The 12,820-nt window shown below is 41.1% G+C and carries 14 protein-coding genes; 7 read left to right on the top strand and 7 right to left on the bottom strand.

The window, feature by feature from the left end:
- Positions 1-55: 55 nt before the first annotated feature.
- Complete coding sequence (locus tag QVH07_RS07000; RefSeq protein ID WP_289999447.1) at positions 56-724, bottom strand: carotenoid biosynthesis protein; 669 nt, start codon at positions 722-724, stop codon at positions 56-58.
- 104 nt (positions 725-828) lie between these two features.
- On the opposite strand from QVH07_RS07000, the gene QVH07_RS06995 reads away from it, so the two are divergent.
- The 4 genes from QVH07_RS06995 to QVH07_RS06980 all read left to right on the top strand — a co-directional run bounded on the left by QVH07_RS06995 (position 829) and on the right by QVH07_RS06980 (position 4,767).
- Positions 829-1,131 carry a DUF4286 family protein gene (locus QVH07_RS06995; RefSeq protein ID WP_289999446.1) on the top strand — a complete coding sequence of 101 codons (303 nt, stop codon included), beginning with the start codon at positions 829-831 and terminating at the stop codon, positions 1,129-1,131.
- A gap of 31 nt (positions 1,132-1,162) precedes the next feature.
- Entirely contained in the window at positions 1,163-2,296 is a 1,134-nt protein-coding gene (locus QVH07_RS06990; protein WP_289999445.1) for a DUF4221 family protein, read from the top strand.
- A gap of 133 nt (positions 2,297-2,429) precedes the next feature.
- Positions 2,430-3,578 carry a DUF4221 family protein gene (locus tag QVH07_RS06985; protein WP_289999444.1) on the top strand — a complete coding sequence of 383 codons (1,149 nt, stop codon included), beginning with the start codon at positions 2,430-2,432 and terminating at the stop codon, positions 3,576-3,578.
- A gap of 7 nt (positions 3,579-3,585) precedes the next feature.
- On the top strand, positions 3,586-4,767 hold the full coding sequence (locus tag QVH07_RS06980) for a DUF4221 family protein (RefSeq protein WP_289999443.1): 1,182 nt from the start codon (positions 3,586-3,588) through the stop codon (positions 4,765-4,767).
- Between the two features lie 76 nt (positions 4,768-4,843).
- On the opposite strand, the gene QVH07_RS06975 is transcribed toward QVH07_RS06980, so the two are convergent.
- From QVH07_RS06975 to QVH07_RS06950, 6 genes are all read right to left on the bottom strand, one after another.
- On the bottom strand, positions 4,844-5,902 hold the full coding sequence (locus tag QVH07_RS06975; RefSeq protein ID WP_289999442.1) for a PCMD domain-containing protein: 1,059 nt from the start codon (positions 5,900-5,902) through the stop codon (positions 4,844-4,846).
- A 46-nt stretch (positions 5,903-5,948) separates the two neighbouring features.
- Complete coding sequence (locus QVH07_RS06970) at positions 5,949-6,659, bottom strand: porin family protein (protein WP_289999441.1); 711 nt, start codon at positions 6,657-6,659, stop codon at positions 5,949-5,951.
- A gap of 140 nt (positions 6,660-6,799) precedes the next feature.
- Positions 6,800-7,387: an alpha-ketoglutarate-dependent dioxygenase AlkB gene (locus QVH07_RS06965; protein ID WP_289999440.1), complete on the bottom strand. Its 588-nt coding sequence runs from the start codon at positions 7,385-7,387 to the stop codon at positions 6,800-6,802.
- 363 nt (positions 7,388-7,750) lie between these two features.
- Complete coding sequence (locus QVH07_RS06960) at positions 7,751-8,353, bottom strand: trimeric intracellular cation channel family protein (RefSeq protein ID WP_289999439.1); 603 nt, start codon at positions 8,351-8,353, stop codon at positions 7,751-7,753.
- Between the two features lie 27 nt (positions 8,354-8,380).
- The gene (locus QVH07_RS06955; protein WP_289999438.1) at positions 8,381-9,001 is read right to left on the bottom strand and encodes a class I SAM-dependent methyltransferase; all 621 of its coding nucleotides are present in this window, start codon (positions 8,999-9,001) and stop codon (positions 8,381-8,383) included.
- A complete protein-coding gene (locus tag QVH07_RS06950; protein WP_289999437.1) occupies positions 8,991-9,887 on the bottom strand; it encodes a patatin-like phospholipase family protein in 897 nt (298 codons plus the stop codon). The genes QVH07_RS06955 and QVH07_RS06950 overlap by 11 nt, the downstream gene beginning before the upstream one ends.
- Positions 9,888-9,945: 58 nt before the next feature.
- On the opposite strand from QVH07_RS06950, the gene QVH07_RS06945 reads away from it, so the two are divergent.
- The 3 genes from QVH07_RS06945 to QVH07_RS06935 are packed head-to-tail and all read left to right on the top strand — an operon-like array spanning position 9,946 to position 12,684.
- Positions 9,946-10,368 carry a VOC family protein gene (locus tag QVH07_RS06945; protein ID WP_289999436.1) on the top strand — a complete coding sequence of 141 codons (423 nt, stop codon included), beginning with the start codon at positions 9,946-9,948 and terminating at the stop codon, positions 10,366-10,368.
- Positions 10,369-10,383: 15 nt separating this feature from the next.
- On the top strand, positions 10,384-11,436 hold the full coding sequence (locus QVH07_RS06940; protein WP_289999435.1) for an aminotransferase class I/II-fold pyridoxal phosphate-dependent enzyme: 1,053 nt from the start codon (positions 10,384-10,386) through the stop codon (positions 11,434-11,436).
- Between the two features lie 15 nt (positions 11,437-11,451).
- Positions 11,452-12,684, top strand: a complete 1,233-nt coding sequence (locus QVH07_RS06935) for a serine hydrolase (protein ID WP_289999434.1) — start codon at positions 11,452-11,454, stop codon at positions 12,682-12,684.
- Positions 12,685-12,820: the final 136 nt, after the last annotated feature.

Here is a 12,820-nt window from a genome sequence, read left to right as displayed (position 1 = left end):
TTTGCTTTAACCGCAAATTATCAACCAATTACAGATTCTGGTAATTGATCGAGGATTAAACGATGGTGAAATTTAGAATTGTGAAAAACAGAATCATCGAAACCAGAAGGTATGGGACTAGTGGATTTTCTTTGGCAAAGTTAGCCTTCCTATAAATTAAATGAATGATAAAGGCGATCAGAAACCATCCTGCATAGTTTGAAGGGGGAATGATATCAAACTTCCAATACCACATATCCATAACCACTGCTACCGGCTCGATTACATAATCCAAGGCAGTCATGACTGCTGCACCGAGAGCTGCTCCTAGGTAGTCGTTTTTGACAGATTTAGAAAAAAGCGCCCCACTTAAATACACCAAAAGGAACCAGTTCAAGCCGATTACAAGGGGGACTTCCCAAAGCTTTGGCCCCAAAGTGGGCCCATAAACATAATTCCCAAAGAGTAGTCCGGTATGAATCCCGATAATTTCGGAGCCAAACCCAATCCAGAATGCTGCTGCTCCAAAAATGGGGAATGAATCATTCCAACCCTTGTGAAACAAAAGCAAAAGGCAGGTAGTACCGATCAACTGAAAAGGGGTAAGAAACTCAAAAAGCTCTTTATATTCTGGAAAGCTGAGCCCAATAGCCCCTGCAGCATAGATTGCTATGACAAGGATTCTTGCTACCAAAAACCTGATATTTACTTTCCTCTCCTTAGAAATAGTTTGTGGACTGGACATTGGTTAATTTTACCGAGGCAGAATTTTAGCCGACACGGCAAGTCTAACTTGGTTACGTTGTGATTGTTGGCAAAACAAATAAAATCTGATTAAAATTAATTCATATGATTCTATATAATATCACTTACACCGTAGCTCATTCTGTAGAAGAGGATTTTGTGAGCTGGATGAAGGACACTCATATTCCCGAAGTTTTTGCTTGTGGGCTTTTTACCAGTCATAAATTTTATAGGCTACTGAATAGCGCTGATGACGAAAGCACAAATTATAGTATTCAGTTTTTTGCAGAGTCCACTGCCAAGCTTATGGAATATGAAAAGCTTTATGCTCAGGAATTGAGAATTAAGCCCCAAATAAGATTCGGCGAGAAGGCACTTGCGTTTAGAACTTTGCTTCAGGAGGTATAACTATTCACTTTCTAAAATTTAATTTTTGACTATGAGAACATTTTTAGCCCTTATTTTAGGTATTTTACTTTTTAGTTCATGTGCAACAAGGGAAGAGGATCAATCCTTTGAAAATGTATTGGATGAGTTAATAGTCAATATAGATACTGTGGTGGTAGATGTTGGTGAGGAAATTTTTATCCCTGGAGCATACAATTATCCTGAAATAAGCGCCGATCAAAAAACACTCTTCTTTTATTATGAGGGTGAAAATCCTGAAATCCATGAAATAGAACTAGAAGATTTCTCTTTGAAAGGGCGCTATACCTTGAAAACTGATGGTCCCAACAGGGTTCCTGAGTATTTGATCAATGCAAATCTTTTAGCAGATGATAAATTCGCTTTAATCGGATATGGGGTTCAAGGGATTTATTCAAAAGAAGGGGAAAAGTTGAGCGAGTTGAACCTTGAATCCCGGAATTGGAAGGGGCTTCCAGACATAGAAAACCTGGATTTCAAACGAAGAATGTTCATAATCGATGATGGTAACAAGGGTGTTTCTATACCTGGAGTTTTTATGGGTGGAACACAGGGCTTAGCCTCTTTTGATTTTCAGAACGACTCGGTGAAAATGTTTGATATACCCGCAATGGACATCGCCAACAATTTCAGAGTGGTGTTTATGCAGGGAAATGGTGCCACCATTTCTGGAGATCAGGTTTGGTTGGATAAAGTGAATAATTCTTTCATAGTATACTGTCAATCCACTTCTGATATTTATCAATACTTGCCACAGCTGGATTCTTTGAGACTTGTTTCATTTGACCATAAGTTGGTCCCTAATAAAAGAAGCGGTAGTATCAAAGCAGATGTAAATTCTCATGAGGAAAGAAGGGCATTAGGGAGAGAAATAAATAAGCTTATTTCTTTCACAAAGTTTTACTGGGATGATTCGAGAGAAATGTATTTCCGATTTGCATCCGAAAACACCCGGTTCAATGAAGAAGGGAGTTTGGGCTCAGATATTTACCTTTTCGCTTACGATCAAGATTTGAATCTCATCGGGGAAAAATTACTGAAAATGGATCGATACCCCTTCCGTGCCTTCATTAAGGATGGCTACCTTTACGCCTACACAGTGGTGGGAGAATTTCCTGCGTTCGCTAAATACTCATTTGTTTTTTAAGAAATTTTTAGGAATCTCTGTCATATAAACTAGGCTTAAAGGAGACTCATACCGTCTTTTCGTTTTAACTTATGCCGCAGGAAATCAGTCTGTTTTTGATTTCTTGATTACGATTTTGACTAAACCAACTTTTATGCAAAGAATTCTTTTGCTCGCACTACTATCTTGTGCGGTTTTCGCCTGCTCCGAAGGAACTAATGGCGATTCGGAAACCCCTAATAATATTCTTGAGGATTTTAGCTTTTCGCTAGATACCATTCAAATCGATTCGGGAGAAGAGTTAATTAACTTGGCAAACGGATTTCGTACGTCTGCGGTCACACCTGATAGAAAGTTTGTTTTCCTTTACGTTCCTCAGGATCAAGGCTTATTGAAAATTGATTTGGATGCGGCAAGACTTGTTGAGCGTTTTCAGTTTGAAGAAGAGGGGCCTGATGGAGTTGGAAACTTTCCAAATAATTTTCAATACCTGCCAGGTGACGAATTTGTAATAGCAAGTTATATGCAAGCCGGACAGTTTAACCTGGACGGTAAGAAGCTTTTGGATTTAAAGTTCGCGCCTAGTGATATTCCTGAATATGAGTCAGATGATAATTCTCCATTAACCAATAGCTTGCTCCTGCTCAATGACGGCAAAACTCATGTCTCTCTATTTGGTAGCTTTTTTCAAGGAGTTTGGGACTTATCGATAATAGACTTAGCTAGCAAATCTGGAAAGCTTGTGGACTTACCAGCCTTTGATTTTTTAAAGGACTATACCTTCATGAATATGAATGGTACTACGGCAATGGTGTATACTGAGCAAATCGATGTGTACCCGATGAATGATGAACTCTTTGTATCTACATCCGCTACTTCTGATATATATCTCTATGATTTTGAGTCTGATTCTGCTAGGTTAATTGAGTTTCCTCATAAGCTAACCGCAAGAAGGAAAAGCGCGGATATAAATAAAGAACCCTCAGGGGATGAAGAATTCAACGAGCAAATGGAAACCCTTCGAACCCAGATAGCCTATAAGCCATTGCTTTGGGATTCATCAAGTCAGAGATATTACCGATTTGGGGATAAGATGGATCCAAAGGTGGCGGACGACGTGCCAAGAACATATGAGGTTTTCCTATTCGCTTATGACGAAAATTTGAATCTCATCGGAGAGACTCAATTGGAAAATCTAGAAAAGGCGCCCAGTAATCCGTTTTTTAAAGATGGGAAACTATGGTCCTATGTTAATATTGAGGATGAACTTGGGTTTGCCATTATGGATTTTAATTTTAACTAAACCAATCATGAAAAAACTACTCTTTTTACCTCTTTTCGCTTTGCTTTTCTCCTGTGGAGGAGAAAGCTCTGAGGAAACCACAGCGGATTTTAACTATGAGCTAACCTATGAAATCGACACTGTGATGGTGGATGCCGGTGATCATTTCTTCTTTCTGAATTGGGGGATGGGAATCGCTGATGTGAGTAGCGATTCAAAAACACTTTTCAATTTCAACCCTAATACATTTCTTCTGGAAATCGTGGACTTAGATCAGATGAAATTAAGGGAAACGGTTCAGCTTGAGCGAGAAGGCCCAAATGGAGTTGGGGGTGGATTTATAGGGAGGCTTCAGGTTCTGGAAAATGGAAATCTAAAGCTGTTTGATTTCAACAAAATCCATGAAATCAACCAAAAAGGTGAGTTAGTCAGCACCTTCGAATATGAGAAGTCAGAATGGACCGGTTATGAAATTGCCGAAGACGAAAGCTTTGAATATCATGGCACCTTTTCTCCTGATGGTAAACTTTTTTTCACTCGACTTAATGAGCAAGGTTTCGGAGAGCCGGCAAAAGGAATTTTAAAGCTGGATATGGAAGCAAAAACCATAGAGCTTATGGAGGCGGGCGATATGTTTGAAAGGCTGGATCAGTTTTCCATTACCATGAGAAGTGGAGATGGTAAAATGATGATGACTACTGGCGAATCCGTACACACTAATTTTCTTAATGGGGACTTTGTTATTACCAATGCGGCATTTAATGAGGCTTTGGTTTGGCAGCCCGAAAAGGACACTTTGGTGCATAAGACTTTTAATGCTACCCTCACCACTAATGAGAAAACAGGCGATTTTCCATCAGAGGTAGATTCTCAGGAAGCTTTGATGGCCATAATGGACCAAAAGCGGGAACAGGTCGAGTTTGAACAAATGATTTACCATCCTGAGGGAGATTTGCTGTGGAGGTTTGCAGAAGATAAGGATAGGATGATTGCAGATTCTGTGATCAAAAAGCAGGTGGTCACCCTTTTTGATACAGATTATAATATGCTTCACGAAGAGAAAATTGAGGATTACCCAAAGGCTTCGCTTCGGTTTTTCAAGAATGGAATGCTTTATACCTACGTGAATATTGATGACGAAATGGCTTTTGCCAGAATAAAGCCAATCGGTGGATCGGAAACTGGAGGTTCTCTAGTCCGAATGGATTGATATATCCCGTGCCCTTTTGAAAAGCCTATTCCAGGTCGACTTGGAATAGGCTTTTTTGTTAGAAATTTAAAAATTGCTAATAAATCAGCTCAAAGTTATTTACCCATAGTTCGCTTCCTATGGCTCCGGTAAAAAAGTCCCCTAAAGCACTCGATGAAAAAACGACCGTGATATGTGTGGGAGTAGCATCGGGGTCGGCCCATGATTCACCTTCCCTAATATTTGCATATTCAAACTCGGGATCTGAAGAGCTTAATTCACCATACTTTAGGCCTACTTCAAGGGTTGTCCATTCGCTCACTTCCTCAGATGATCTAAACCATCCAGTCGCGATTCTTTCAACCTCTTCCCCTTCTCTTTTTTCTAAAAGAACATAAATATCGCATTGATCTCCACCCGGAAGGGGATTGCCATTGGCATCTTCGTAAGAGTCTCCAGGAAAATATTGATATTCTACCTGAAATGATTCAGGCCTTCCTATAAAAGGAGTGCCAAAATCAATATTTGATCTGGGATCCGAAGGATTCGGGAAGCCATCTTTGAAACGGCCTGTGAATAGCGTTGCTGCAGCCATTCTCACTAAAAGGGGTGCTGCCACGCTCGTCATCCTCGCAGCAAAGTCCCCACCCCCCAAATCCTCCGGGTTGGTATTAGCATCTCCTGCTATGGCTATGGCCCGGTTCGCAGTACCCCAGACTGTGTTATTTGCATCTATGCCAGGCTGCTGGTAATCGCCTACCCGATACCAGTCATCAAAATTACTATTTGCTAATTGTGGATTTGGCAAAGCTGGGACTGCAATGATTGTCCAGTCATTGCTAGTTCCATCTTCTGCCGTAACAGTGTAGGTTACGCTTTCGCTGAAATCCTGTGGTTCGTCTATACCAGGTACAATCCGGGCAAAGTTTGATAGTTCAATCAATGAAGGTGAAATATCAATTAAAGATGCCCCTTCCGCCATTGGAATCTCGATCGTCAAGGCCTCTTTATCGATGTCCGAGACTCCGGCCTGCCCAGGTAATTCAAATGTCTTGATTTCCTTGAATGACGACAATCCAAATTTATCCTCCTTAATGCACGAGGCAAAAGTAAAAATTAGGGCTATCATGTATAATTGGCTTAAAACTTTCTCCATAATACAATGATGTTGTTTAAGTTAATCGAGTTTAATTCAGGTGTCCTTAGAAATAGTAAGCCACCCCAAGGTTTAGGTTTAAAAGATTGATTCGTAAATCCACGTTATTTTGGACTATTCTGGTCTTGTTCTGTAGGTCGTCATTTGTGATACTTTCTTCGATACGAGTAGATAGGCCGGCGATACCAACCGTGGTTTCGAAGGCCCAATGTCTATCGAAGAAAAGGACTAATCCAGGGCTTACACCTACGTTAATTTCTATAAACTCACTCTCGATTTTGTCAATTTCACTTTCATAAAAGTTACGCTGCAAAGACTCCCCAAAGGTTAATCCAAATTCGGTTTGGACTAGAATTTGCAATTGTCCACGGCCAAGTGGTATATAATTTCTCATATTTGGCACAATTGAAAATCCTTGCTCCAATCGCTGAGTGGTTACCTCTTGTTGATTTTCATTCAGAAAAGTAATATCCTCTTTAGATCGGCCATAACCCCCTGCTAAACCCACCATGAAATTGTCCTTTATGGCGTATCCTCCTGCCCCAACGATACGGAATCTGTATCTATTTTGATTTTTGACTTGCCGGAGGATTTGATTTTCATTCTCGGCACTTCTTTGGCTAAGGGAAGCAGTAAGAGAGGTGAAGAATCGTCCTTTTTCGATCTTATAGTTATTATCCAATGAATCGACCTTTTCCTGTGCATTGGCCAAATGCCATCCTAAAACAAGAAAGCTAAGTATAAATATTTTTTTCAATGACATTATATCTAAGGGTAATTAATCCAAATTAAATATTTCGTAGATTTTTGAGTTTAAAATCAACCTCGTTAAATCAGTTGGTCATGCTATCGAAGATTTGATCGCCGCCCAGCTAATACTTAGGCTAAGTTAGGATTTCAATCGAACCCAAACTTCCTGAAAGTCAGATTAATTCTTGGTCTTTTATAGGTCGGATTAATAGGTAATGCGTGCTCATACCTATCTTGGGTTCCGTTACCCATTACCAATAGACTACCATTCCCAAGTATAAGGTCATAGACTTTCCCTGTTTGCTTTTCTCTCAATTGGAATAGTCGTTCTTCCCCTAGACTAATAGATGCAATTATGTTCGTATCTCCAAAAGCAACTTGGTCGGAATGGTAATCCACACCAGCATTTCCATCGGGGTAATAAATACAAACACAGGTTGCAAAACTTTGACCTGTATATCCCTCAATTCTCCTTTTAAGCACACTCATGCTTTCTGACCAAACCTGATTCGTACCCCAAATTGAAGATGGGAGTTTTTTCTTATCGTAGATTTCTCTATCCACAAACATCATTTTTCCAAAATTTTGCTGAAACAATTCACCTGAAGCCAATTCCATAGAAAAAGGGGTCGTAAGGTCTTTGACTTTTAATAGTTCGTGGAGCAAACCATTAGATTCTTCCTGAGAAAGGAAAGAGCCAATGTATTCTACCTCGCAATTAAGGTCTAATTTCATGTGGTCGGTAATTGTGCAGAAATCATTGTTGATGGAAGCAGTAATCGTTTGGTTGGACCTTCTCTTATTGATTTTGAGCTACCAGTTTTCATGATCTCTAATAACTTCCAACGATCCCTGTGAAAATACCCTGCGGTTGCAAAGATTTAAAAAACAGAATATACGAAGCCTGGGCGAAAAATGGGGTAAAAGTCGGGAAAAGTAAAGAAACCAAAAGCAGAGTGGTGAGAAGCCGAGGCACGAGGCTGTAGCCAATCAAATGAAGCACAAAAAGTGGATATCTGGTATATCCAATATATCCCTCCGATTTGGGGAGTAAAATAAGCCTTCAAAAGTAGAGTAACATCCACTATTGATTCAAATCTACCCCAACCTAGGAAGACTTAATTTGTACTTCACAGAGAGCAATCGAAGGGCAATCACCAGCGAAATGGAAATAAGCATATTTAGCTCTCGAGCCACTTCAAAATAATTCAAAATCAAATATAAAATAGCTCCTGCCAGACAGGCAGAGGCGTAAATTTCCTTTCGGAAAAGTACAGGTGTTTCATTCGTTAAGGTATCACGGATCACTCCACCCATTACTGCAGAAAACATTCCCATAATCGCTGCGATTTCGGGACTGACCCCTAGACTTAAGGATTTTTCCACACCCAAAATCGTAAAAAATGCGATTCCCAAAGTGTCAAAAAGAAAAAACGTCTTTCGCAGCTGACTAAGGTAATTCGGTAATAGGAATGCTAAAAGAAGACCGAAAAAGATGGCGTATAAAAAGTAAATATCACCTATCCACACTAAGGGATAACTGTCCAAAAGAATGTCTCTGAGTGTACCTCCACCTATCGCTGTGATAAATCCAGTAAACCCTGCTCCAAATAGGTCGTGGTCCCGTTCCCGAATAGCCAGAGCACCAGAAATCGCGAAAACCAAGGTTCCCGCCAGCTCAAGGTAGTATTGAAGTTGCATGCTGCAAATGTAAGGAGATGGAATACATTATTTACCTAATTTCTCCATTAGGAAAATCCCCATTTCCCGCTGGTCTAAGACCAAAACCGTTTTCGGCTCCTCTAAAAATTTGAGTCCTAATTCTTCTATTTGCTGAAGGATTTCCCGGGTGATGACAAAACGCTCAGACCCATCCGGGAGTAAAAACCTTCCTTTTCCTATGGGCTGACCCTGTTCTAAAATCCCGCCAAACCCAGTGCAGGTGCGAAACCAAAAAATCCCTCCCAGTTTCAGCACTCTCAGGAGTTCGTTCAGCATTTGAAAGAAGTGTTTTTCACTTTGAGCAAAGTGAAAGACGGCAGAGCAAATGATCGCATCAAAGGCCCCATCATGAAAAGGAATCTCTTCCAGTTTGGCTATTTGAAACCGATCCAGCTCATAGTTTGGATTGATCGTTTTCGCAAGGTATTTAAGGTATTGCACTCCTAATTCCTCCTGATCGATACCGAAGATTCTATATCCCTCATTCAGAAAATAGATGGCGTTTCTTCCTTCCCCACATCCCGCGTCCAGAATACGCATATCCTTGCTAAACCTCTCTTTGAGTATCTGGTCCAGCAGATAGATATCGATATTGCCCAGAAGTTTATTTAGGTCTTTAGGGTTCATTCTCAAGCTTTTTGATCGCTTTTTCAGCTTTGATTCTACCTATTTCTATCATCTCAGCAGCCCTATAAAACTCCATCGTACTTGCCTGTCTCTTACTGATATCCACGACCACATCCACTCCATGCTTTTCCAGGGTAAGCTGCGATACCCGGTCATGAAGTAGTTCCATGGAGCGGTTGATCAGGTCCAGAGAACCCAGACTTTTTCTTTTACTGACCTCCTTATGTCGGTCAAAGTAGGAATTCATTTTGCCCTGATATTCTTTAAGCCAGCCGGGAGTTTGGATCAGTCGATTTCCTCCATGGTCTTTTTTGGGAGGTTTGACGTAGCTATCGCCCAAAGCATTCAGGTTCACTGCTAGCACCTTTTGGCTTTTCTTCTTCAAAAGATCCACGGGCAAAGGGTTTAAAACACCTCCATCAATGTATTCCACTCCGTCAATCACTGCGGGTTGTACCAAGGAAGGAATGCTCACAGAAGCTCGGATGGCTTGAAAAAGACTGCCTGAATCGAAAACCCGATCCAAACCCTCATGATAATCCACCGCATTGCAGGAAAAAGGAATCTTTAAATCTTCGATCTTTTGCTCTTTCACGATTTTTTTGAGCACATGAAATACCTTGTCTCCTTTAATGAAACCTTTGCTGGAAAAAGAAAAATCCATTAAGCCAAAGACATCTACCCGACCCAGATTACAGATCCACTCCTTGAATTCCGCGAGTTGACCTGCGGCATAAACTCCACCCACTAAGGCACCTACCGAACTACCCGCAATTTCGCGAATCTCGTAGCCATTCTCTTCCAGCACTTCGATCACGCCGATATGGGCCATTCCTCTGGCTCCCCCACTTCCTAAAACAAGAGATACCGACTTTTTTGCTGTCATTATTGTGGATTTTAATTCTAAATTTGAAGTTCTCTGAATCCTTTCCAAAGATAGAACTATGAGCGAATTTAAACCTTTTCACCTTGCTTTTCCCATTCGGGATATTGAGGAAACCAGAGCCTTTTATGGTGGGCTGCTCGGATGCCAAATCGGCCGGAATACCGATAAATGGATCGACTTTGATTTTTTTGGTCATCAGCTGTCAGCCCATGTGAAACCAGATGAACTTGCCCAGGCCAAGACCAATTCGGTCGATGGGAAAAATGTTCCTGTTCGGCATTTTGGAGCTATTCTGCCTTGGGAAGAATGGCATGAGCTGGCGGATAAGCTAAAGGAGCACGGAATCGAATTCGTGATCGAGCCATACATCCGATTTGAAGGAGAAGTGGGAGAGCAGGCAACCATGTTTTTCCTGGATCCCTCCGGGAATGCCCTTGAGTTTAAGTCCTTTAAGGACCCATCCCAAATCTTCGCAAATTAAATTTCAATACTCATTTTGAAGCAATTCCATCTGGATCAAAAAATAGATCGGATTATCCGATACGAGGGAAAAAACTATCGCTATTTCAGCGGGACGGCTTACCTCGGGATGGGATTGCTGCCCCCTTTTAAAAGCGCTCTGACGGAAGGTATGGAGCTTTTGGGTTTGAACCATGGCCAGAGCCGTGGCAACAATGTAAAGCTTAACATCTTCCAGGAGTTTGAGGATTTCTTTGCTCAAAGCGCCGGAGCAGAAGAAGCTATCGTGATGAGCTCTGGCTATCTCGCCGGATCTGCTGCTTTGCAAAGCTGCTCAAAATCCAAAGACATCTGGGTAGCACCTGATACCCACCCAGCCATCCTTCCCAATCAATTGATCCCGGATTCTACAATGAGTTTTGAAAGCTGGAAACAGCTTTGCCTGGAAAAGGCAGAAAGATTGGCCCCTCAGGAAATTCTGATACTCGGAAATGCCGTTGATCCTTTGACTAGCATGATCCACGATTACTCGTGGCTTAAAGCAATAGGGAAAAAGCACTCTGTCACGCTCATTGTGGATGACAGTCATGCTTTCGGTTTAATTGGGCAGGGGATCTTCGGAACTTATGAATCTTTGAAAACCCTTCCTGCGGAGGTGATCGTTTCAGGTTCTTTAGGTAAAGGACTGAGTTTACCCGCAGGGATTATCCTTTGCTCCGAGGAGCGACAGAAAAAAATCCATGGTCTGAGAATGTATGGCGGGGCTTCACCTTGTCCTCCGGCCTATCTTTATGCTTTTCTAAAATGCCAGAACATTTATGTTGATCAGCAAAAAAAGCTAGTTCAGAATGTCAAACTTTTTTCATCGCTTATCGAGGATATAAATGGGATAAATAAAAGTGAGGATTATCCCGTTTTTGTGTTTGAAAGAGATGAGTGGGTTGAAGCTTTGGAAGAGGCTGGATTTATCGTTTCTTCGTTCCATTATCCTACCGTAAAGGATCCCAGGATTAATCGAATTATTATTTCAGCTTTCCATCTACCAGAAGATTTGGAGCTTCTTTCTGAAACATTGCATAAACTATCGTAAAACGAATATCTGACCATGAAGAATATCTTCACCCTTGCATCCCTTTTAGTATTGGCTTTGGCCTGCGGGCCAAAAGAAATAGTGCCCTTTCAAGATGGCCTAGAGAAATATCCTGTGCTCGAAGAAGTGCTTGAAAACCCCGATAAATACAAGGTGCAGATTCTCTACACTCAGCTGGATAGAAATGAACATGGAATTCCTTTGATGACTGAATTCCCTTTTAATCTGGATGATGAGCGATATTTCTATCCCGCCAGCACGGTGAAATTGCCAGTTGCGATTTTGGCTTTGGAGTGGTTGGAGGAGCAAAATATTGAGGGTCTGGATGCCAATACCACTATGCTGACTGATTCCATTCACCCCTCTCAGGTTCCGGCCTATGTGGATCTATCTGCGGAGGACTCACTTCCCAGCATTGCCCAGTATATCAAAAAGATTCTCCTGGTTTCTGACAATGATGCCTATAATCGTCTGTATGAGCTTTTAGGACAGGATTACATCAACAGTAAACTGGCTGAAAAAGGCATGAATCATACGGTAATCAATCACCGCCTTAGTTTCAGGGCTACGCCTGAGGAGAACCGAATGTTCAACCCGATCCGTTTTGTAAATAAAGATGGTGAATTGATTCATGAGATTCCGGCCAGAACTGAAGAAAAGGTCTATTCAAACTCAGCTCAACCGATTATCGGAAAGGCCTATTACCTGGGAGATTCCCTAATCGAAGAAGGGATGGACTTTACTTTTAAGAATAAATTTGCCATCTCAGATTTGAGTGGAACCGTAAAGCGGATTATGTTTCCCATGGCTTTTCCGGATATGGAGCGGTTTAATATTAATGAGGAACATAGAAATCTAATCTTGAAATACATGAGCATGCTTCCGGGGGAAAGCGATTATCCAAATTATCCTGTGGAGGAGTATTGGGATACATATTCTAAGTTTTACCTGGATGGAAATGATAAGAGAGGATTAAGAAAATCCTTAAGACTTTTCAATAAGACCGGTCAGGCGTATGGGCATCTTCTGGACGGAAGCTACTATGTGGATTTTGATAATGGAATTGAGTTTTTCGTAGCAGCGGTGATTTATGTAAATGAGGATGAAACACTGAACGATGATGTCTATGAATATGAAGAGATCGCCTTTCCGTTTTTTGCTGAGCTTGGAGACTATTTATATGATATAGAAATGAGCAGAGAGAAACTTGTGCCCGCTGATTTTTCTGAGTTTTGGTTTGAGTATTGATGAATGGTTAAAATGAAGAACCTTATAGCATTTCTCAAGTCCAATTGGAAATTTATGCTTTTATACCTGTCACTGTTGCTTATTTCAGAGGCATACGTTTATCCAGAGCTACGATTTGATTTTAGCCAATTATTGG

This window comes from Algoriphagus sediminis (genome assembly GCF_030403435.1).
In the GTDB taxonomy this organism is placed as follows: Bacteria; Bacteroidota; Bacteroidia; order Cytophagales; family Cyclobacteriaceae; genus Algoriphagus; species Algoriphagus sediminis.
This window is presented reverse-complemented; position numbering and strand designations above follow the sequence as displayed.

Bases quoted from the DNA above. Each gene is read 5' to 3' on its own strand.
- QVH07_RS06965 (WP_289999440.1), bottom strand. From the start codon at position 7,387: ATGAAATTAGACCTTAATTGCGAGGTAGAATACATTGGCTCTTTCCTT.
- QVH07_RS06985 (WP_289999444.1), top strand. From the start codon at position 2,430: ATGCAAAGAATTCTTTTGCTCGCACTACTATCTTGTGCGGTTTTCGCC.
- QVH07_RS06980 (WP_289999443.1), top strand. From the start codon at position 3,586: ATGAAAAAACTACTCTTTTTACCTCTTTTCGCTTTGCTTTTCTCCTGT.
- QVH07_RS06995 (WP_289999446.1), top strand. From the start codon at position 829: ATGATTCTATATAATATCACTTACACCGTAGCTCATTCTGTAGAAGAG.
- QVH07_RS06950 (WP_289999437.1), bottom strand. From the start codon at position 9,887: ATGACAGCAAAAAAGTCGGTATCTCTTGTTTTAGGAAGTGGGGGAGCC.
- QVH07_RS06975 (WP_289999442.1), bottom strand. From the start codon at position 5,902: ATGGAGAAAGTTTTAAGCCAATTATACATGATAGCCCTAATTTTTACT.
- QVH07_RS06960 (WP_289999439.1), bottom strand. From the start codon at position 8,353: ATGCAACTTCAATACTACCTTGAGCTGGCGGGAACCTTGGTTTTCGCG.
- QVH07_RS06945 (WP_289999436.1), top strand. From the start codon at position 9,946: ATGAGCGAATTTAAACCTTTTCACCTTGCTTTTCCCATTCGGGATATT.
- QVH07_RS06955 (WP_289999438.1), bottom strand. From the start codon at position 9,001: ATGAACCCTAAAGACCTAAATAAACTTCTGGGCAATATCGATATCTAT.
- QVH07_RS07000 (WP_289999447.1), bottom strand. From the start codon at position 724: ATGTCCAGTCCACAAACTATTTCTAAGGAGAGGAAAGTAAATATCAGG.
- QVH07_RS06990 (WP_289999445.1), top strand. From the start codon at position 1,163: ATGAGAACATTTTTAGCCCTTATTTTAGGTATTTTACTTTTTAGTTCA.
- QVH07_RS06935 (WP_289999434.1), top strand. From the start codon at position 11,452: ATGAAGAATATCTTCACCCTTGCATCCCTTTTAGTATTGGCTTTGGCC.